Origin of the sequence: Psychroserpens sp. NJDZ02 (genome assembly GCF_004843725.1) — a bacterium.
Classification (GTDB): Bacteria; Bacteroidota; Bacteroidia; order Flavobacteriales; family Flavobacteriaceae; genus Olleya.
Genome location: NZ_CP039451.1, coordinates 924,001 through 945,700 on the forward strand (window position 1 = coordinate 924,001; position 21,700 = coordinate 945,700).

Consider the following 21,700-nt stretch of genomic DNA (forward strand, 5'->3'; position numbering starts at 1 on the left):
CGTCTAAACCTAGGTTTCAGTCGTAACTGTAGTATTACTTTAATCCATACATCACTAGAAATAATGGCTACTAAAATCACCAGCTCAAAAAAAGCAAAATCAACAAGAAAAAAGCTAAAAAACAGCTTTTTTCATAGTAAAGGAATAACAAGCAGTCCACAAAATAGATTGGTATTATTAAGTACCTTCTTCCTGATTGGTTTAGGTATTTATTTTTTCTCTGTTTTCCATAACGATTTCGAAACTTTTAATGCCAATCAACTTAGCTCTACGCTAGGCTTTACTTTTATTATTACAGCCACTGTTATTTTTACGTACAAAGTGTTATTCTTTATGTATACAGCCTATAATTATTTTAAGTATAAACCAATTGCATCAATAACAGACAAAGAACTACCAACATGTACGGTTATTGTACCGGCCTATAATGAAGGGAAACAAGTTTGGGACACCTTGATGAGCTTAGCTAAAAGTGATTATCCAGAACAAAAACTACAGTTATTAGCTATAGATGATGGTAGCTTGGATGATACTTGGAAGTGGATGTTAGATGCTAAAGAACAGCTTGGTGACCGCCTAGAAATATACAAGCAACCCAAAAACATGGGAAAACGTCAGGCTTTATACCGTGGTTTCAATTTGGGGTCAGGAGAGATATTTGTAACGGTTGATAGTGACTCAATAGTTACAGAGGACACTTTAAGAAATTTAGTAAGTCCATTTCTAAAAGATGCCAAATGTGGTGCTGTAGCAGGAAATATAAGAGTGTTAAACAACAAAAGAGAAATGCTTCCAAAAATGTTGGATGTTAGTTTTGTAATGAGTTTTGAATTTGTAAGATCTGCAGAGAGTAATTTAAATTCGGTTTTATGCACACCTGGAGCATTGGCTGCTTACAGGAGCACAGTCGTTTTTAAATGTTTACCAGAGTGGATTGATCAAAAATTTATGGGACAACCGTCTGATATTGGAGAAGATCGCGCCTTAACAAACATGATTTTAAAACAAGGAGAACATGTATTATTTCAAAGGAATGCTATTGCTTACACAAACGTCCCTGAGGAATATTTAGGTTTATACAAAATGTTTATAAGATGGGGACGCAGTAATGTGCGTGAAAACTTAGAAATGGGTAAATATGTATTTACAAATTTTAGAGAAGGAAAAAAGACAGGAACACGACTATTATTTTTAAGTCAGTTTTCAAAATTAATCATGAGTTACCCCGTAATGCTTTTCATGCTATTTTTTGTTTTAGTCCATCCTTTATTATTCTTCGGATCTACATTGGTTAGCATATTGATCTTATCAACCTTTTCATTATTATTTTTCACAAACCAGCATAAAACTTACCAAGGTTTTTGGGCTTATTCCTACAGCATTTTATACACATTCGGGCTGTTCTGGATTACACCTTATGCAATAGCCACAGCTGCTAGAAGTGGTTGGTTAACTCGTGATTTGGAGGATAAAAAATAAATAACTCCTTAAAACTATTATATAAAAAATCTCAAAAATTAAATTTTTTGGGATTTTCTTGTTTTTTGACGCAACCTTTTTAAAATTATCGGACTATAGGTAAACATAAAAAATCAAGGTCATGAAAACTCATTTTAAACTATTATTACTATTTTCAATACTATTAGTACTATTAGTACTATTTTCTTGTGATGATTATGATCAAATTCCTTTAGAAATAAGGCAGAAACTAATTAAAGGAAAAATAAATACATCCATAATAGGTGGTATAAGCTATTTAATACTTGACAAAGCAGCATTATACACTGATGGTATTCAAAATAATTTACAAATAGAAACCATAGAAAACTCAAACATGTCTGTTAACTTAGGCTTAAGTTTTGACACCTTAATAATTAACAAACTCCATTTTGCAGTAGATCCCATGTTCAAATATCATTTTAAACCATTAGAAAACAGGTTGAACTCAAAAACATTTACATTATCCGTTCTTGGAGGTTTAGAATATAAATTTTAAATTAATTAGTCTAAAAAGTCCATCAAGTATTGATGGACTTTTTAATTTAAATTTGACGTTTGGATATCTCCAATTTGCGGACCATTCCAGTTAACTATTGCAATAACCAATATACCAACGACAGATATAATCGGCACAGCAATTCCTAATATTACAGACAGATTTTTATTATGTAATCTAACCTGCTCTAAATCTTCCGTATTTAGTAGCGTCTTACTTATGTCTTCTCCTTTTATTTTTACTCCATAAAACTGCCCCTCTTCTAAAATAATTTTATGAAACTTTAAGATCTTATTTTCTTTTGTTTTAATCTTCACCCGTTGCGTTGACGCAGTCGCTTCTTCTAACGATACTGTTTTGGAATGATAAACGCGACAACTTTGTAATATGATTAACATAGTTAAGCAGACACACATTAATTTAATTGTTTTCATAATTAAAAATTTTATTGGTTACACGTCTAAATTACTTGCAATAATTAACAGTGTGAGTTAAATAATGCTAAAAATAAAAACTTAAACTACTGTATATCACAAGTTTTAATTAAATTGAAGTTATATTTTGTAAAATATGCAAGAACACTTTTTCAAATATCTAAAAAAGAAAAAAAACAATAGCAATTCATTTGTTGATGAAATAGCCTCGGTTTTAGACATTGGTTATGATGCAGCCTACAGACGCACTACCAACAAGACAAATCTAAGCTTAACAGAAGCCGTTCTATTGGCTAAACATTATAAGATATCGCTAAATAATCTTTATCAGGTTGGTAGTCAAAATACTGTTTTGGTTGAGAAGTCTCCAATCATATCTAATGAAATGCACTTAGAGTCTTATTTTACTAAATCTATAGAAAATTTAACACCACTAACCAAACTAAAAAGTGCTTCCATTTTATACTCTGCAAAAGATATCCCTTTGTTTTACACCTTAAAAGATTCTTTTATAACACGCTATAAAATTTACGTTTGGTTAAAACTAACCAATAAAGAAATGACTAAAAGCAAAATTTCTTTTGATCAATTTATTGATACAATACCAAAATCTTTAATAGAAAAAGCAATACAGCTTGGCGAAACTTATAACTTTATAAACATTACCGAGTTCTGGAATGATAATACAATTAACGGGACCATACAGCAAATAATTTACTTCTACGAATCTCAATTATTATCCAAAACATTGGCTTTAAAAATATGTGATGATTTAGAAGAAATTATTAATCATATTGAAGAACAAACAATACAACAAAGTATTATTAATTCAAAAAACAATGCTTCTTATCATTTATATAAAAGTGATTTATTAACTATGAGCAACATTATAATGGTCAAAACCACACATAAAAAAACCTTTTTTGTTCCTTATACTGTTTTAGAATATTTAAAAATAGAACATCCAGACACTTGTAATATTATGGATGACTTTTTTAATAGACAAATGACCAACTCAAAATTATTAGTCCATTCTGGAGAAAAGGATCGCACTTTATTTTTTAATAAAATGCATCAAAAAATTAATAAACTAAAAGAAAGAATTCTAATAGATGTCAATTTTCAATTTGATTAAAATTGATCTCGTTTTTATAACTAAACTTTATTTATTTATTTTTCACTAATTAATAACTATGCAGCAGATTCAGATTTAAAAACAAATCTTTTAAGAAACACTAAACTTATTACTGCTGTGGATAATAAACAACACAACCACGTCAGTCTGTAATTAAACTGTAAAATCTGAGATAGAAACCAACTTAAAGCAGCGCTAAACACCAACCCACTAAAATCAACAACATAAGCACGATACAAACTAATAAAATAAGCCCCTTTATCCTGAAAGCTAAAATAACGATGTAATGCATGTTGTCTTGCAACCCCTATTACAAAAGCGACACTCCAACTTATTGTAGCCCTCGGTGAAAATGGATTTAAATAAAATATAATTTCGTAAGTAATAAAGCTAAAAGCAGCTCCAATTATAGCTACAATAAGTATCCGAAAATATTGAGAATCTTTGTAAAGCGTTATCAGATTCATTTGTTCTTTTCTTTTAAAACCCAGTACAACCCTTTTACGTCGGAGACCATTTCTTTAGACAGTAACAAAATTATAATTTCTTCAATATGAGAAATGTAACCTAAAAGCATGGCTAAGTAAAACAAATTAGCATTATAACCCCATGCGAATAAAACAAAAATAAATAGTCCTTGAATGTAGCCTCCAATTTTTGTTGTGTACAAATGTAAACTTGGATATTGTTTAAATTTTAAAAAAGAGAGTAGTAAACCCAAAATAAAAAAAGATATAAATAACCAAAGCATCCAGATCGATTGGGATAATTCTTCCATTTTAAAAGTAAAGATCCCTATAAAAGCCGCTATAAAGGTTCCGTTATCTGCTAAAGAATCTAATTTTGCTCCAAATTCTGTTTTTAAATTAAACGTCCTAGCAATTAAACCATCCAGGATATCTGTAATTAAATTTATGCATAAAAACAGAGCGAATAGATTGTCTTCTCCCACATAGATAAACCATAACACTAATGGAAAAGTAAGTAACCTATAAAAGCTCAAAAAATTCGGAACATTATATATATTTTCTTTTTTCATAATTTAAAAAGATTGTTTTAATTTTAATTTCAATAGTAAAAAACTAGCGGATATATGAGTTAAACTACTAACTAGAAATAGGAGTATCCCATATTTATAATCTATATATCCAAGTAAAAAATAGAAGAGCGATACTCCAAAAGCAGAATCTGTTTTATCTATCAATGCAAACCACACTTGGTTTTTGCTAGAATGCTGACCAGATTTAATCCCTAACTTTCGTTTCATATAAGAGTTGGGTAATTCAAACAGCATATAAGCGAACCCCAACATAAAACCTAAAACAAAAGCATTTTGTACATTATAACTAGACACGACGTCTAGTATTTGTAATCCTACTGCATTTACTAATGGTACAAACACAAATCCTCGCCATGTCTTATTACTTCCAAATGCGTTATCAAGAATAGGTTGTTTTAACCATTCAAAATACGCTCTTTTTACAACTAACATATGTAATATATTAGACACTATTAAAGGCGCTAAGACAACGGTTATATGCTCTAAAAAACTACTCATCTTCTGCTAGATAATTTAACATTGCTAATGCTGTATTTAAAACTCTTTTAGAGAAGTCATACGTGACTAATAATCCTGCCACTTCATAAAACGAAAGCCTAGTGATAATATAAACTTTAAGCGAATAGCTATACCCCTTTAACCAGTCCTTCCAAGACTCAGAGCTGTATATATTATAGTGTGCTTTTAAATAAAAAAAGAACGTTTCTTTTGTAAAATGTAATGGTAAAACAAAACTCAAAAACTCCACTATATCTCGATGTGGAAAATCGACCATAGCTAATTCCCAATCATAAATAATAGGCAAACCTGCTTTTGTTATTGCTATATTCCGAGGATTAAAATCATTATGAATAACCGTTTGCTTCAATACTATCGTCTCTGATTCGGTTTGCAAACCTTCTATTTGATGGTATAAATCATTTAGTACAGCTGCATTTTTTTGATCTGTACATTCTCTAATTAAAATAGCCATGATTTTTTTATAAAACGGCTTTGATTTCCATGGTTCAAATTGTCTCACATGTTTAAAATCTGAGACCTTTGCTTTTTTATGAAACCTAGATATTGATTTTATAACGTTAAGTATATCTTCTTGACTCCATAACTCTGGATTATTTTCAGAATTCATTATCCGCATAGAGTCAGCCTCTAAATACTCTTGAATAATCATATAAACTTCTCGCTTAGAGTTGACATACTTCCCATAATAATTAGGGCTATTTTCAAACCCGTTCTGATACAAATAGTCGTATAATTCGATTTCTTTTAAATGGCATCTATGATATTCCAAATTAGCTTTTGCTCCATTTAACACATCTGCTAAATTTGGATCAATGGACGCTGCAATGATGTGTAACCCTTTTATAACGTCGTCATCTAATGGCTTGGACTTAACAAGTACCTTTTTACTATCTAGAATGTTATTAGCATTGGTATAATTAACTTGAAAAGGTATAAAACCCGTTATCTTTTTATTGACTTTAGAAGCGATATTAGTAAGTATCCCATTTTCTAACAACACATCGTTATTAGGTTTGACAGTAACAATTTTCTTGTCTTTAAAATAGTTACTAAGATTAGATTGAATAAAATCCGGAGTAATCTCTGACTTTAAAAACCATTTGACAGGTTTATTTCGTCCTAGTTTTTCATGAGCTTTAGCAAACTCTCCACTAACAATCGCTGCATAGGTCGATATTTCTAGGCCTAAAGCAAAACCAGCTATAAGCTTTGCGAAACGATTGACTTTACCGCTACCCTCACACTTCATGATTTTTAGTGCTTGAGATTGTTTTGGTAAAGCTGTCCCACCCCCTACACTACCTATTACTAAATTTGGTAATGTTAGTCTAATATATAAACTCTCCTTTCTTTTTTCTAAATGCAAAAAACCGGTACTGGATTCGTGAATAGAAGCTAAATCTTGACCTGTTGCAACAAAAATAGCAGCAATAGCATTAGCTACATTAATATTATAACCAACCATCCCATTTTTTAAGGCTTGGGTTTTTGAAGGATTAAAACATTTTAAAAGCTTATCAGTCGTTGTTCTTAAAGTCTCTTTTATGACCTGTTCAGGAATACTACATTCTGCCACAACATTAATACCTCGACCAGCATCTATATTAGTCTGCGATACTTTTTTATCACTAGCACCATTACCTTCAATAACAAAATCTACAGGAACAATAGTAGTGGCCTTTTTAAATTGGTCAACAATAAATAACATGGCATGCCAAGTGCAGGTCGTCGTCATATTTTGTCCAGAAGCATCACCTGTACGGTATACAAATTTTAAATGCACCACTTCGTCCAGTCTAGTAATACTAATTTCTTCTAGTTTAGCATGATTAGAATAGCACTCTGCGACTTTTTTTATTTTGTTAAAATTACCCTTAATAAAATGCTCAAAACGTATCGCTTCTGCGTCAATATTAAAAATAAACATCGGAGACCGCGTCATTTTTTGCCATAGTACTTCGGCAGAAAACCCGCCACTTTTACTAATAACTTTTGCGCCACGATTCATACTTGCTACTAAAGCCCCTTCTAACGTCCCTGCTGCACAATAGGTTAATTCGTGTTGATCTGAATCATTAAAAAGTAAAGGTCCTACGATGCCCAAAGGGATTTCGGTACTTCCTATATAGGATTCTATATTGTTTTTAATATCGTCAAGATCTAATCTAGCATCCGCAATTAGGTTGGTAGGAACATTATTAGATTCAAGAAAATCTAAACGCATAGCAGTTGCTGTCCTTGTTACAAGACCTCTCCCTGGAATAATTGGTGTCTTCATGACTATTATTTTTAAATTTGATTCAAAACTATTGTTATAATCACATTTTAAACATCGCAAATCACATAGCATAAAACTATTTTTTGTGTTTATCGCAAATTTTAGTACTTTACAATATGTTTCAAACTACTTTTTTAGACTATTTAAAAACTGAATTACCCGCCAATACCTCAACTATTGAAGCAGTAGCCACCGCTTTAGATATTAGTTATGATGCTGCGCATAGGCGTGTTAGTTTAAAAAGTAAATTATCCTTAGATGAAAGCATTGCGTTGGCTAAATATTACAATTTGTCTTTAGACCGCTTATTTGAAACAACTTCGACCGAATTTGTGACCATTGAAAAGACAAAACATATTGAAAGTGAAGCCGAATTGCAACAGTACTTTGAAGATTCGTACCAGTCACTTTTGCCTTTGTTACAACAAAAGGACAGTACTCTCTTATATTCGGCAAAAGACATCCCCTTATTTTACAACTTAAATGGTGATGCTTTAAGTCAGTTTAAATACTATGTTTGGCTAAAATTATTAGACCCACAATTGGCAAATAAAAGTTTTGATAATTTTGCACCTAGTCCTTCTTTAATTATCGCAGGAAAACAATTAGGGAGTTTGTACAGCAATCTTAACACACAAGAGATTTGGGATATAACAACGGTAAATAGTACGCTAAAACAAATTCATTTTTATTTTCAGGCTGGCCAAGTAAAATCTAGCACCGCTTTGCAGTTATGTGATTTATTACAACAATTAATCATCTCTATTTTTAATAAGTTGATGGCAGAAGACCATCCCTTTTTATTATATTATAATGAATTGCATTTAATGAATAATAATGTTTTGGTTAGCACGCCCAATAACCAATTATTGTATGTGCCGTTTACTTTGTTGTCCTATTATAAGACAGAAGATAAACATACTTGTAAGGAAGCTGAGCGTTTTTTGACCAAACAGTTACAAAACTCTAAATTATTAAATACTGCTGGAGAGAAAGAACGCAATAGATTTTTTAATAAATTACATGCTAAGATTAATGCTTTAAAACAATTAATTGAAGCGACAGAGTTGTTAGATTTTGAGTAAGATGCAAGCGTAAGTGCGTTAAGGATGGAAATGGCATCTTTTTTTACTTTAGTTTGAGTATTTTTGTGAAGCATGAGCAAACATATCGCAAACAAGTAAAAAAGATATAATGGACAGCCTGACGTTTTTAAGCCTTTTTCAGGATTAAAAACGTAACGCCAAAATTAATAAATAAAAATAATTACACTTTTTTGTAACAAAACCTAACTTACTCACGTATAATCATTGATAGCAATTTACACACAAGAAAATAATCACACTTTTTTAGATGAGACAACTTAAAATTACCAAACAGGTTACTAACCGTGAGACCGCATCCTTAGATAAGTATCTACAGGAGATTGGAAAAGTTGACCTAATTACTGCAGATGAAGAGGTAGAATTAGCACAACGCATCAAGGCTGGAGATCAAGTAGCACTTGAAAAACTGACTAAAGCTAACTTACGTTTTGTGGTATCTGTAGCCAAACAATACCAAAATCAAGGATTAACACTTCCTGATTTAATTAATGAAGGTAACTTAGGATTAATTAAAGCTGGACAGCGTTTTGATGAAACGCGTGGTTTTAAATTTATATCTTATGCGGTATGGTGGATTAGACAGTCTATTTTACAAGCATTAGCGGAGCAATCTAGAATTGTACGTTTACCGTTAAATAAGATTGGATCTATTAATAAAATAAACAAAACTTTTGCTTTCTTGGAACAAGCGCATGAGCGTCCACCAAGTCCAGAAGAAATTGCTAAGGAATTAGACATGACTATTAACGATGTTAAAGAGTCAATGAAAAATTCTGGTCGTCACGTCAGTATGGATGCGCCTTTAGTAGAAGGTGAAGATTCTAACTTATATGATGTCTTAAACTCTGGTGAATCACCAAATCCAGATCGTGATTTATTACACGAATCTTTACGTACAGAAATTGAGCGTGCCTTAGAAACACTAACGCCACGTGAAGCTGATGTTATCAGATTATACTTTGGTTTAGGTAATCAACACCCAATGACTTTAGAAGAAATTGGTGAAACATTTGACTTAACTAGAGAGCGTGTTAGACAAATTAAAGAAAAAGCTATTCGTAGATTAAAACATACGTCTAGAAGTAAAATATTAAAAACATACTTAGGATAAAACCTAGGTTACAATAACAAACAGTTATTCATAACTGTTCGTTTTTTGATTGATGAAGAACCCGAAGCTGATTACTTCGGGTTCACTCATTTTAGACATTAAATCTTTATATTATTATTATTTTTCGCATTATTATTTATGGGTATGTTAAAAACAATTTGTTATACAAGCGATGCAAATAAAGCATTGCAACTTTTAGAATTTGAAGCTTTATTTAATCAAACACAATTAAAAAACGACAGTCATAATATAACAGGTTTTTTAGTCAAGAGAGATGATGTGTTTTTTCAGGTATTGGAAGGTAATCCTATTATTATAGATACGGTTTACGAGGATATTAAAAAAGATTATAGACATACCAATATTACTGAGTTTTTAAATACCTCTATTCCACGTTTAAGCTTTAAAACATTTGACATCGGCTATTCTGTCATTAAAAATCTTGATACACTTTATAGTCTACAACAGTTTGTTGCTAATTTAAACCAGCAAAAACATGAAAACAGCCCATTGTTTTTAGAAATAATTGAAGGGCTATTAAGCGACCACTAATAAAAAACCTTAGCTTTGTAAAAACAACACAAAACTAAAAAAATGTCTTCAAAATTAATTGCCCCGTCAATGCTTGCTGCCGATTTTGGTAACCTGCAACGCGATACAGAAATGGTAAATAACAGTGATGCCGATTGGTTTCATATTGATGTTATGGATGGTCACTTTGTACCAAATATATCTTATGGTATGCCTGTAATTGCTGCCATAAAAAAACATGCTAAAAAACCTTTAGATGTTCATTTAATGATTGAAAAACCTGAGCGCTATATTGAGGAGTTTGCAAAGGTTGGTGCAGATATAATTACTGTACATCATGAGTCTACAGTCCATTTACATCGTACTTTAAGACAAATTAAAGATGCAGGCTGTAAAGCAGGTATTGTGCTAAACTTAACCACGCCCGTATCTGTTCTGGAAGATATTTTACCAGAATGTTATATGGTATTATTAATGTCTATTAACCCTGGATTTGGTGGACAGAAATTTGAAGAGATTACCTACCAAAAAGTTCGTAAACTGCGTAAAATGATTGATGATCAAGGTTTAGATACGCTTATAGAGATCGATGGTGGTGTTACTGACAAAAACATAAAAAAACTGGTTGATGCAGGTGCCAATGTTTTTGTTGCTGGAAGTCACGTTTTTAAAAGTGACAATCAGCCAGAAACAATAAAAAATCTAAAAACATTAGCTAACAGTTAATATCTAAAAAGGCTCCAAATTATTGGAGCCTTTTTTTAATTACTTAATTACCATATTATTATCTCTAAAACTGTTTGATTAAGTAATTAATTAGATCTGTTGTAGTAACAATACCAACCAAAACATTATTATCTACAACAGGCAATGCATGAAATTCTTTTTTGGCTAGTAATTCTGCCACTTCTTTTATAGTTGTACTACTTGATACACTTATTAGGTTTTTTGCCATGACCTGTTCGATGGTAAACATATTATAGACTACACTTTCTACATCTACAGCATAATCCTCTGCAGCATCTGCAAAACTGATTCTGAGTAAGTCTGTATAGCTTAACATCCCTATTATCTGATCACCACTAACCACAGGAATATGCCTTATGTTATGTGCTTTAAATAATTTTTCTGCTTGTTCTAAATCGTCTGTTTTATTTAAAGCAATGACATTTTTGGTCATTATTTCTGATACAGGAGTTCTTTTTTCATGATAATAGCTTTTTAATTATATCTCAAAGTTAGACGTAATTAGGCTAAATAAACATGATATAAGTCAGTAGAAACAGATTTAATACCCTTTAAAATTAAAGTTAAGCATTTGCTTTACTTTATTGTAAATTTCCGGAAATTGGGTTTTAAATTCGCTTGGCGTTTCAATAAAGCTCTCGATAAGTACAGCTACAAATTCAAAATCATTTTCAAAAGCATACTCTCTAAAATAATCAGAGTTTCTAATCTTGTTTTTACACACCTCATTGGAATTGATATAATCAACTACGGCTTCTAGCCCACTTAAAAATAAATATGCAGTGACTTCATTTTTATATTCGGCTTTTAAATAACTTAAATGTAAGGCGTGAATAAACTCATGAATACCTAAATTTAAATTATCATCTTCAATTTTATATCCTATTAAAAAATCTTCCCATGAAAATATTACAGCTCTAAAACCTGGATTAAAGTGCCCTTTATGATACGTCTTATCAAGATTAGAATAAAAACTAGCTGGGTATACTAAGATCTTATCAACTAACCTTATTGCATAATCCCGATAACCAAAGGTTAGCATTATTGCTGTTGCAGCAACCAAAACACGATGTTGATCTGTTATTATGACACCTTCTTTTCCGACAAATTCTGTGATACTCAAAAATTTGTGAACGCGATGTCTAAAATAGCGTCGCTCCTTAATGCCAAGTGTATTATAGAATTTAAACTGACTTTCAAGAATTCTTTTTTGATTCGATTTTAAATCTCTAACTCGAAAATAAAAATGACGAAATAAAGGCTTACCACCGATATAATCGATATAGATGCTTTCTATTAATTTAAAGCACCAAATCAAGCTTATAATAGTAATAAAAATAGCCAATAAAATAATCCCAATATTAGTAACATACTCAATTACCACGGGATTTTCTTCTAATTTAGTCTCAACTTCTAACAGCATATAGATCAATTTTATTTTAAAACATACTCTTGTGCCATAGTAACAAAGTCTGAGATTTGCTTCGCTTTCCATTCTGATGTTTGCTGTAATTCTACTCTGATAAGCTCTCCAACCATTGGTGCAATTTCGATTGCCGCTTTAGCATCTAAAAACAAAACGCGGACACGTCTTGCCAATACGTCCTCAATAGTTCTTGCCATTTCATTTCTTACAGCCCAAACAACTTCTGCTTTTGTAAATTCTAAACGTGGATGTAAACGCACTGACCATTCCGGATGATCTGTAATTAAATCTGCAATATGTTTTTGATCTGTACCATAAATATATAAATGATTGGATCTATCGACTGTCCCATTTGCGCCATGTATTAGCAAATCTTTTGTTTTACATTTTACTTTTGATAACTTTTTAAGTGCTATTACTTTATTAATAGTATCCTGAGCCATGCGTCTATAAGTAGTCCATTTTCCACCAGTAATTGTAATTAACCCAGACTTTGCCACAATAATTTTATGGCTTCTTGAAATTTCTTTTGTTTTTGTAGAATTATCCTTTGGCGCTGCCAGCGGTCTGAGTCCAGCAAAAATACTAAGCACATCTTTTTTGCTTACCTTTTTATTTAAATACTTATTAGCTGTTTGTAGGATAAAATTAATTTCTTCATCTAAAGCTTGCGGTTCTAAACTATGATTATCAACCAACGTATCGGTTGTACCTACTACTACCCTATCATGCCAGGGTACTAAAAACAAAACACGACCATCGTCCGTTTTAGGAATCATAATGGCATCATCACCGGGTAAATACGACTTATCAAAAACCAAATGAACCCCTTGACTAGGCTTTATAGAGGTTCTAGCACTAACATCGTCCATTTTTAATACCTCATCAGAAAACACGCCTGTTGCATTAATTACAACGGTTGCTTTTAGCTTATAATCTAGTCCCGACTCACCATCGCTTGCTACAACTCCATCAACTTTCCCTTTGTTATTTTTAAGCAACGTTTTTACCTTAAAATGGTTTAAAACAGTTGCACCGTTTTCAATACAACTTTGCGCCATATTAACGGCTAGTCTAGCATCATCAAATTGTCCATCGTAATACACTACACCGCCTTTTAATTTGTCGTTTTTTAAGGTTGCCAACCTAGACATTGTGTCCCGTTTATTAATCCTTGTGGATTTACCAAAACTTAATTTACCAGATAAAAAATCATATACTTTTAATCCAATAGTATAAAAAACAGAGTCAAACCAATTATAATTAGGTATAATAAAAGATTGTTTACTTACTAAATGAGAAGCATTTTTCATCATCAAGCCTCTTTCATACAAAGCCTCACGCACTAAGTCCACATTACCTTGTGCCAAATATCTAACACCACCATGTACTAGCTTTGTACTTCGGCTAGAAGTTCCTTTTGCAAAGTCCACCTGTTCTAACAATAAGGTTTTATAACCTCTTGTTGCAGCATCTAATGCAACTCCCAAACCTGTTGCACCACCACCAATTATAATGACGTCCCAATTAAAGTTCGTTTTTATTTGATTTACTAAAGCTTCTCTATTAAACATCTTGTTCTCAATAATTATGATCTTTACCAAATATATAAAATACCTGCTGTTTATACGACAAACCTAAAAGAAGCTACACCTATGTATAAAAACAATTAAAAAACAGAAATTTAGAGACATAAAAAAAACCAGAATTAAAATTGAATGTACTCAACTTTAATTCTGGTTTTTTTACTCTAGCGCCCTTCATTTAGCCCTTTATGCTTTCACCTAGTCGCAATTACTAATCCGATAGCTTATTAAAACTCTGCTTTGATAATAGAAACTATTTAAACACAAATTCAAGCGAGCTTGATTTGACCCTACTTTAGATTACTTCGCTATACTTCGTTATCCTCATAGCTCCGCTTTGAAAATAAAAAAGTTGCACTTACAAATTCAAGCGAGCTTGATTTGACCTACTTTTAGATTACTTCGCTGCGCTTCGTTATCCTCATAGCTCCGCTTTGAAAATAGAAAAGTTGCAATTACAAATTCAAGCGAGCTTGATTTGACATGCAACTTTTCTATTTATTCGTGACCTCGAGAGGATTCGAACCTCCAACCCTCAGAGCCGAAATCTGATATTCTATCCAGTTGAACTACGAGGCCAAATTATTTATGACAATTTTGCTTTTACAATATTAGATATCGTTTTTCCATCAGCCTTACCTGCTAATTGACCACTAACCATTCCCATAACTTTACCCATATCTTTCATACCCGCCGCTCCTGTTTTAGCAATCACTGCCTCAACAACTTTAGTCACGTCTTCCTCGCTCATAGCTTCCGGTAAAAACTGAGAAATAACTTCTGCTTCTGCCAATTCTGGAGCTGCTAAATCTTCACGATTTTGCTCTAAAAATATTGCTGCACTATCTTTACGTTGCTTAACTTGCTTTTGAAGTATTTTAAGCTCTTGCTCTTCTGTTAATTCTTGTTTTGCGCCACTTTCTGTCTGCGCTAATAATATTTCCGATTTAACCGCTCTTAAAGCTGTTAGTGCTACTGTATTTTTACTTTTCATTGCCTCCTTTAAGGCAGTCATTAGGTCTGTAGATAAACTCATGTCTTATATTTTGAGCCACGAAGATAATAAATAGTATTTAGTTTTAGGGTGTTTAAAAGGCCTTGTGTTACCTCTTAAAATATCTAAAATAAAAACCCGAGAAGCTTGAGGGGCTTTTCGGGTTAAAATGGATTATCCTTTAAAATAAAACTCCAAACTAATTTGGGGTTTTATTAATTTTAGAGATGTACTAATCTACATTATCATGTAAAAAAGAATTGTTACTTCTTAATTGTATATCATCATTGTCATCAACACCTAATGAGGTTCTAGAAATGCTATTGTCTGAAGAATGTTGTCTATCATCCAACTCTAATCCTTGACGCTTATAAGCAGGAATCTTTTCTATATCTTCAATTTTTGAGCTATTGAATTTATGATTAAAATTCTTCATTTTTTTTCTTCGCTCGTCAGCTCTACTTTTAAGTAATTCTGAAATAGGTGTATTCATTGGATCCACATCAGCATCGGCATCGGCGTTTACCTCATCATTTTCAACCACTTTTCTTTCAAAAACGACTTCTTTATCAACTTTAGGTTCTGCTACTTTATTAATTACCGAATCTACCTCTTCATAATCATCAAGCGCATATCTAACTTCTCCTTTTTCTGTATTTTCTGTTACCGGAACAATTTCAACAAAATCATTAACTGTTATATTGTTAACATCATCTGACAGATTCATAACAACAGGACGTTCTTCTATTTCGGCAGTTTCGATTACAGGCTCTGATAATGGTAAATCAAAACTTAATGTTATTTGTTGCTTCTTTTCTTCTTCTACTTTAGCAACTTCAATATTATTAACACTGGTATCAGTAATAGTAAACTCCTCTGTTTCGTCTACAATAACATCCACTTCAGAATAGTTAACATCTATATTTTTGATAAACTCACTAGTCGGAATTAAATCCAAATCTTGATAATTTACAGTTCTTTGCTTATTGACCTGTGCCATTTCAAAAGCAGACAACTGATCATCGGTATCTTCTTCTAAATCTAAAGTATGAACCACTGCTTTAGGCGCTTCTTTTTTAACCTCTAGCTCTATCGTTGGTAAAATAACCGCAGGTGTTTCCTCTTTTTCTTTATTTAAATCTTGCTCCACATTATGGTCATCTTCCAAAGCGTGAATCACTTTTTTTGTTTCGGTATTTGAAATTTCATTTTGTTGCTCGACATCAAAGCCTGTAGCAATAATAGTTACAGAAATTGATTCTTCTAAATTATCATCCTCACCAACACCCATAATAATATTCGCACCATGACCAGCTTCATTCTGAATATGATCATTGATTTCTCCTATTTCATCAATAGTAATTTCTTGAGCTCCAGAAACGATTAGCAACAATACGTTTTTGGCTCCAGTAATTTTATTATCATTTAATAAAGGTGAATCTAATGCTTTAGAAATCGCTTCATGTGCACGGTTTTGACCAGACGCAGACGCAGATCCCATAATAGCAGTTCCACTATTACTTAGCACTGTTTTAGCATCACGTAAATCAATGTTTTGCGTGTAGTGATGCGTTATAACTTCTGCGATACCACGTGCTGCAGTAGATAATACTTCATCCGCTTTAGAGAACCCAGCTTTAAAACCAAGGTTACCATATACTTCACGAAGTTTATTGTTATTGATTACAACTAAAGAATCTACTTCTTTACGTAATCTCTCAATCCCTTCCTGAGCTTGTTCGTTACGCATTTTTCCTTCAAACTGAAAAGGCATGGTTACAATACCAACGGTTAAAATGTCTAAATCCTTAGCCATTTTAGCAATAATTGGTGCTGCTCCTGTACCTGTTCCTCCACCCATACCTGCGGTGATAAAAATCATTTTGGTATTGGTGTCTAGCATGCGTTGCAAGTCATCAAAACTCTCCACTGCAGATTGCTCTCCAACATCTGGATTAGCCCCTGCACCAAGTCCTTCTGTTAAGTTAAGACCTAATTGGATTTTATTTGGCACACCACTATTTTGTAGTGCTTGTGCATCTGTATTACAAATAACAAAATCTACCCCTTTAATTCCCTGAAGGAACATGTGGTTGATTGCGTTACTTCCTCCCCCACCGACACCAATGACTTTAATGACATTAGATTGATTTTTAGGAAGATCAAAAGATATATTTTCGAATTCGTTGTTGCTGCTCATAAATTCTATTTTACTGGATCAATTATTAATATTTTACACGATACATACATCGCTTACTTTTTACTTTTATTATTCTGCGTTATCCAAAAAGTCTTTTACTCTTTCTGTTAACGTATCTAAAAACGACTTACGTTGTTTTTTAGGTGGCTCTATTTGTTCTATTTCTGGAGTTTCTTCGACTGCTTCTTCAAGTGCCTGAATCTCTTCTTCAATTATAGCTTCCGCTTTTTTACGATCTTGACGTTTTAGACCATCCATCACTAAACCAACTGCTGTGGCAAATAATGGACTTGTTATAGCGTCGTCACTATCTCCTGCTAAATGCTCGTTTGGATACCCTATTCTAGTATCCATACCCGTAATATACTCTACTAATTGCTTAAGGTGTTTTAATTGGCTTCCTCCACCAGTTAAAACAATACCAGCTATTAGTTTCTTTTTTTGTTCTTCATGTCCGTAGTTTTTTATCTCTACGTACACTTGCTCAATAATCTCTACAACTCTTGCATGTATTATTTTAGACAAGTTTTTTAAGGTAATCTCCTTTGGGTCACGCCCCCTTAAACCGGGAATAGACACAATCTCGTTATCTTTATTTTCTCCTGGCCATGCGCTTCCAAACTTAATTTTAAGTAATTCGGCTTGTTTCTCTATTATTGAACACCCTTCTTTAATATCTTCCGTTATCACGTTTCCTCCAAAAGGAATGACTGCGGTATGACGGATAATACCATCTCTAAAAATGGCTAAATCCGTTGTTCCTCCTCCTATATCAATTAACGCTACACCTGCTTCTTTTTCCTCTTGACTTAAAACCGCATTGGCACTCGCTAAAGGTTCTAAAGTAATACCATCTAAACTTAATCCTGCACTTTGTACACAACGCCCAATGTTTCTAATAGACGATACTTGTCCAACAACGACATGAAAATTAGCTTCCAAACGTCCACCATACATCCCTATTGGTTCTTTTATTTCGGCTTGACCGTCAATTTTATATTCTTGAGGCAGCACGTGGATAATCTCTTCTCCAGGCAACATTACCAATTTATGTACTTGATTAATCAAACGATCTATATCGTCCTCATCAATAACAGTTTCGCTATCAGGTCTAGTGATATAATCACTATGTTGTAAACTTCTAATATGTTGCCCAGCAATACCAACCGTTACACCATCAATCTTAAATGATGCTGCAGCTTCTGCTTCTTGAATAGCCAACTGTATAGATTGTATAGTCTGCGTTATATTATTAACAACACCACGATGGATACCTAAACTTTTAGACTTACCAATACCTAAAATTTCAACTTTACCATAATCGTTTTTACGACCAATCATAGCCACAATCTTTGTGGTTCCTAAATCTAGTCCTACTGCAATGTTCTGTTCCATAACTTATGCTTTTGTACACACAACTTGACTCCCAAATTGCAAATTTACTGTATTGTAATTATTTAAGGTTTTATCTTTCGTAGCTTTTAGGTAGAAAGCCTTTAGATTATTGATCTTTTTATCCAATTGTTCTAAATCACCTATTTTGACTACAAAACTACACTGTCTTAACTTAAGATCTATAGTATTATTCTTGTTTTGTTGAATTTGTACCACATGTTTTTTCAAAAATTCGTCATTTTGAATTTTTGTTGCTATTTCATGAATCCTAATCAAGTCCTTTTTATCCACAAAACCGGTCACGATTGGAACACGTTCTGTATAGTTTTTTGACAATGGCATATAACCACCATTACTATCTACATAAAAAGAGGTACTAGATACGACTCTGGCAATAGGCATTTTTTGTTTTACCTTAGCTATTAAATCTCCAGACACACTAACATAAACATCTGCAAACTCGACAATTGGGTTTTCATTTAGAGTCGTTTCCAAAACATTCAAATCTAAAATTTCTTTAGACTCGTTGGTAGCATAATGCTGATTTTGTATTAACAACTTACTAACATCCTCATGCGTAATAAATAAGTTTTTATTACCTATAAACTCGACATGTGGCTTTGATACGATCCTTTTAGCATTTCTTACTGAAGAAAACGCATACAAAAACACTACTAAACCTAGTAGTACTGCCATTTTTATATAGTTCCAATTAATCTTCATTAAGCAATCCTTTTTTTATTTTTGAAACTTCTGCTCCAATATCACCCGCACCTATTGTTAAAACAATTTTTGCTTCACTTTGTTTTATAGTATCTACTAGTGCCGCTTTTGATACTAATTTTTTGTTATCATTTTCAATTAAGCTCAATAACCATTCCGATGTCACTCCTTCTATAGGTAATTCTCTTGCGGGATAGATATCCAATAAGATAACTTCATCAAACTGTGATAAACTTTTTGCAAACTCCTCAGTAAAATCCTTTGTTCTAGAAAATAAATGTGGCTGAAAAACAGCAACAACCTTATCATTTGGATACATTTCTCTTACCGCTTGACGCACCGCATTAATCTCCTCAGGATGATGCGCGTAGTCATCAATAAACACTAACTCATCCGTTTTAATTTGATAAGTAAATCGACGTTTCACGCCTAAATAGGACGTCAATGCTTTTGCTAATTTTGAAGCAGAAACACCATACTCTAAAGACATTGCTAAAGCGACTAACGCATTAGATAAATTATGCCGCCCTGGCAGATTAAATCTAAAATCTTTCAATACTGTTTCTGGCGTTTTGACATCAAAAACATACACCCCGTTTTCTATTCTTATATTTTGAGCAGAATAATCTGCATCATCTTCTATTCCGTAAGTAATTCCTTTTAAAGGCAACCCGTTTTTAACGAATAGCTTCCCATTAGGTTTTAATTTTTTAGAAAAATCCGCAAAGGTTTTTATTAATTCTGAAGCATCACCATAAATATCTAAATGATCTGCATCCATAGATGTGATACAAGCCATATCGGGACTTAAAGTCAAGAACGAACGATCAAACTCGTCAGCCTCTACCACGCTAACCTGATCTCCGTTAAGTATTAAATTAGAATTATAATTCTCGCTAATACCACCTAAAAAAGCAGTTAACTCAATATCACATTCATTTAACAAATGACCCAAAATACTGGTCGTCGTTGTTTTACCATGTGTTCCAGCGACTGCTAAACAAAATGTATGCTCTGTTATCAATCCTAAAATCTCAGAACGTTTTAACACTTTAAAACCGTGATCTTTAAAATAGCGTAGTTCCGAATGACTTTTAGGCACTGCAGGCGTATAAACTACTACTGTACTTTCTGGGTTTAAATATTGATCTTCAATGTTAACTATTGCATCCTCAAAATGCACAGCTATACCTAATCCCTCTAAACTAGTAGTAATATCTGTTTGCGTCTTATCATAACCAGACACCTGCTTACCACTAGCTTTAAAATAGCGCGCAATAGCAGACATACCGATACCTCCGATGCCAATAAAATAAACGTTATGTATAGTATTTAAATTCATTATTTTTTTAGCAATTTTTCAACCTCGTCCGCAATGTCTTTTGTTGCATTTACCAATGCTAACTTTTTTATATTTTTACTTAATTGTTCTTGTTTTTCTTTTGAAGCTACTAGTTGTCCAAATTTATTTTTAAAATCTACTTTTAAATCGTCTTGCGCAATTAACAAAGCCGCATTTTCATCCACTATTGCATTTGCGTTTTTTGTTTGATGATCTTCTGCCACATACGGAGAAGGCACAAATACGACAGGCTTACCAACAATACACAACTCGCTTACAGAACCTGCTCCAGCACGTGAGATAATAAAATCTGCGGCTGCATACGCATAATCCATCTTATTTATAAACTCATGGATTTGAACATGCTTAGTATTACCATATAACTTATAGGTCTGATAATATAACTTACCACATTGCCAGATTACTTGAACATTTAATGTTTGCAGAAAGTCTAGCTCATCAACCATCAATTCGTTAATTGCTTTAGCCCCTAAACTTCCTCCCAAAACAAGTAAGGTCTGCTTACCTTCAACCAAACCAAAATGTTTTATTGCCGCGTCTCTTTTAGAAGAAATATCTAATAAATCTTGACGCACAGGATTACCTGTTTTTATAATTTTATCTAAAGGAAAAAAGCGCTCTAAACCATCGTAAGCAACACACACTTTTGCCACCCTTTTAGCTAACAACTTATTTGTAATTCCTGGATACGAATTCTGTTCTTGTATTATACTTGGCACTCCTTTTAAAGACGCCATTTGCAATAAAGGACCACTTGCAAACCCACCTGTTCCAATAGCAACATCGGGCTTAAACTGTTTTATAATTTTTCTAGCATTCCATAAACTACTAATCAATTTAAATGGAAACATCATATTTTTAAGCGTCAACTTACGCTCAATACCGGTAATCCATAAGCCTTTTATAGCATAACCAGCTTGAGGCACTTTTTCCATCTCCATTCTATCTTCTGCACCTACAAACAAAAACTCAGCTTCTGGAAAGCGCGACTTTAACTCGTTAGCAATAGCTATCGCAGGATAGATATGCCCCCCTGTACCACCACCTGATAAAATAATTTTATATGTTTTATTTTTACTATTCACTGTTATAT

The 21,700-nt window shown here is 32.8% G+C and carries 21 protein-coding genes and 1 tRNA gene; 7 read left to right on the forward strand and 15 right to left on the reverse strand.

From position 1 onward, the window contains the following. Positions 1 to 63 precede the first annotated feature (63 nt). Together E9099_RS04120 and E9099_RS04125 are read left to right on the forward strand one after the other, a co-directional pair. Positions 64 to 1,479 carry a glycosyltransferase gene (locus E9099_RS04120; protein ID WP_136582446.1) on the forward strand — a complete coding sequence of 472 codons (1,416 nt, stop codon included), beginning with the start codon at positions 64 to 66 and terminating at the stop codon, positions 1,477 to 1,479. Positions 1,480 to 1,600: 121 nt separating this feature from the next. Beyond that, entirely contained in the window at positions 1,601 to 1,996 is a 396-nt protein-coding gene (locus E9099_RS04125) for a hypothetical protein (protein WP_136582447.1), read from the forward strand. Between the two features lie 41 nt (positions 1,997 to 2,037). On the opposite strand, the gene E9099_RS04130 is transcribed toward E9099_RS04125, so the two are convergent. Then, positions 2,038 to 2,430: a hypothetical protein gene (locus E9099_RS04130; protein WP_136582448.1), complete on the reverse strand. Its 393-nt coding sequence runs from the start codon at positions 2,428 to 2,430 to the stop codon at positions 2,038 to 2,040. A gap of 136 nt (positions 2,431 to 2,566) precedes the next feature. On the opposite strand from E9099_RS04130, the gene E9099_RS04135 reads away from it, so the two are divergent. Beyond that, positions 2,567 to 3,565 (forward strand): hypothetical protein, encoded by a 999-nt coding sequence (locus tag E9099_RS04135; RefSeq protein ID WP_136582449.1) that lies wholly within the window; start codon positions 2,567 to 2,569, stop codon positions 3,563 to 3,565. A gap of 56 nt (positions 3,566 to 3,621) precedes the next feature. On the opposite strand, the gene E9099_RS04140 is transcribed toward E9099_RS04135, so the two are convergent. The 4 genes from E9099_RS04140 to E9099_RS04155 are packed head-to-tail and all read right to left on the reverse strand — an operon-like array spanning position 3,622 to position 7,425. Beyond that, complete coding sequence (locus E9099_RS04140; protein ID WP_136582450.1) at positions 3,622 to 4,032, reverse strand: GtrA family protein; 411 nt, start codon at positions 4,030 to 4,032, stop codon at positions 3,622 to 3,624. Further along, complete coding sequence (locus E9099_RS04145) at positions 4,029 to 4,604, reverse strand: CDP-alcohol phosphatidyltransferase family protein (RefSeq protein ID WP_136582451.1); 576 nt, start codon at positions 4,602 to 4,604, stop codon at positions 4,029 to 4,031. Before E9099_RS04145 ends, E9099_RS04140 begins: the two co-directional genes overlap by 4 nt. A 3-nt stretch (positions 4,605 to 4,607) precedes the next feature. Further along, positions 4,608 to 5,123 carry a CDP-archaeol synthase gene (locus E9099_RS04150; RefSeq protein ID WP_136582452.1) on the reverse strand — a complete coding sequence of 172 codons (516 nt, stop codon included), beginning with the start codon at positions 5,121 to 5,123 and terminating at the stop codon, positions 4,608 to 4,610. Continuing rightward, positions 5,116 to 7,425: a phosphotransferase gene (locus tag E9099_RS04155; RefSeq protein WP_168800712.1), complete on the reverse strand. Its 2,310-nt coding sequence runs from the start codon at positions 7,423 to 7,425 to the stop codon at positions 5,116 to 5,118. Before E9099_RS04155 ends, E9099_RS04150 begins: the two co-directional genes overlap by 8 nt. A gap of 116 nt (positions 7,426 to 7,541) precedes the next feature. On the opposite strand from E9099_RS04155, the gene E9099_RS04160 reads away from it, so the two are divergent. The 4 genes from E9099_RS04160 to rpe all read left to right on the forward strand — a co-directional run bounded on the left by E9099_RS04160 (position 7,542) and on the right by rpe (position 10,899). Continuing rightward, positions 7,542 to 8,510, forward strand: coding sequence for a hypothetical protein (locus tag E9099_RS04160; protein WP_136582454.1), 969 nt, complete (start codon positions 7,542 to 7,544; stop codon positions 8,508 to 8,510). Between the two features lie 268 nt (positions 8,511 to 8,778). Beyond that, the gene (locus E9099_RS04165; RefSeq protein WP_101016821.1) at positions 8,779 to 9,642 is read left to right on the forward strand and encodes an RNA polymerase sigma factor RpoD/SigA; all 864 of its coding nucleotides are present in this window, start codon (positions 8,779 to 8,781) and stop codon (positions 9,640 to 9,642) included. Positions 9,643 to 9,786: 144 nt separating this feature from the next. Then, complete coding sequence (locus E9099_RS04170; RefSeq protein ID WP_168800713.1) at positions 9,787 to 10,194, forward strand: BLUF domain-containing protein; 408 nt, start codon at positions 9,787 to 9,789, stop codon at positions 10,192 to 10,194. Between the two features lie 42 nt (positions 10,195 to 10,236). Then, the gene (gene rpe / locus E9099_RS04175; RefSeq protein ID WP_136582456.1) at positions 10,237 to 10,899 is read left to right on the forward strand and encodes a ribulose-phosphate 3-epimerase; all 663 of its coding nucleotides are present in this window, start codon (positions 10,237 to 10,239) and stop codon (positions 10,897 to 10,899) included. A 64-nt stretch (positions 10,900 to 10,963) separates the two neighbouring features. Here the strand turns inward: rpe and E9099_RS04180 are convergent, their stop codons facing one another. The 10 genes from E9099_RS04180 to murG form a co-directional block, all read right to left on the reverse strand. Then, a complete protein-coding gene (locus E9099_RS04180; protein WP_136582457.1) occupies positions 10,964 to 11,353 on the reverse strand; it encodes an HPP family protein in 390 nt (129 codons plus the stop codon). 108 nt (positions 11,354 to 11,461) lie between these two features. Continuing rightward, positions 11,462 to 12,343: a zinc-dependent peptidase gene (locus E9099_RS04185; protein ID WP_168800714.1), complete on the reverse strand. Its 882-nt coding sequence runs from the start codon at positions 12,341 to 12,343 to the stop codon at positions 11,462 to 11,464. An 11-nt stretch (positions 12,344 to 12,354) separates the two neighbouring features. Continuing rightward, positions 12,355 to 13,920, reverse strand: a complete 1,566-nt coding sequence (locus tag E9099_RS04190; RefSeq protein ID WP_136582459.1) for a glycerol-3-phosphate dehydrogenase/oxidase — start codon at positions 13,918 to 13,920, stop codon at positions 12,355 to 12,357. Between the two features lie 517 nt (positions 13,921 to 14,437). Then, a tRNA-Arg gene (locus E9099_RS04195) sits at positions 14,438 to 14,511 on the reverse strand. 7 nt (positions 14,512 to 14,518) lie between these two features. Beyond that, positions 14,519 to 14,968: a GatB/YqeY domain-containing protein gene (locus E9099_RS04200; protein WP_136582460.1), complete on the reverse strand. Its 450-nt coding sequence runs from the start codon at positions 14,966 to 14,968 to the stop codon at positions 14,519 to 14,521. Between the two features lie 190 nt (positions 14,969 to 15,158). Further along, positions 15,159 to 17,126, reverse strand: coding sequence for a cell division protein FtsZ (gene ftsZ, locus E9099_RS04205; protein ID WP_136582461.1), 1,968 nt, complete (start codon positions 17,124 to 17,126; stop codon positions 15,159 to 15,161). Positions 17,127 to 17,195: 69 nt separating this feature from the next. Further along, positions 17,196 to 18,521: a cell division protein FtsA gene (gene ftsA / locus E9099_RS04210; RefSeq protein ID WP_136582462.1), complete on the reverse strand. Its 1,326-nt coding sequence runs from the start codon at positions 18,519 to 18,521 to the stop codon at positions 17,196 to 17,198. 3 nt (positions 18,522 to 18,524) lie between these two features. After that, positions 18,525 to 19,217: a cell division protein FtsQ/DivIB gene (locus tag E9099_RS04215; RefSeq protein ID WP_240788950.1), complete on the reverse strand. Its 693-nt coding sequence runs from the start codon at positions 19,215 to 19,217 to the stop codon at positions 18,525 to 18,527. Between the two features lie 16 nt (positions 19,218 to 19,233). Beyond that, positions 19,234 to 20,586, reverse strand: coding sequence for a UDP-N-acetylmuramate--L-alanine ligase (murC, locus tag E9099_RS04220; protein ID WP_136582464.1), 1,353 nt, complete (start codon positions 20,584 to 20,586; stop codon positions 19,234 to 19,236). Further along, a complete protein-coding gene (gene murG / locus E9099_RS04225) occupies positions 20,586 to 21,692 on the reverse strand; it encodes an undecaprenyldiphospho-muramoylpentapeptide beta-N-acetylglucosaminyltransferase (RefSeq protein ID WP_136582465.1) in 1,107 nt (368 codons plus the stop codon). The genes murC and murG overlap by 1 nt, the downstream gene beginning before the upstream one ends. Positions 21,693 to 21,700 lie beyond the last annotated feature (8 nt).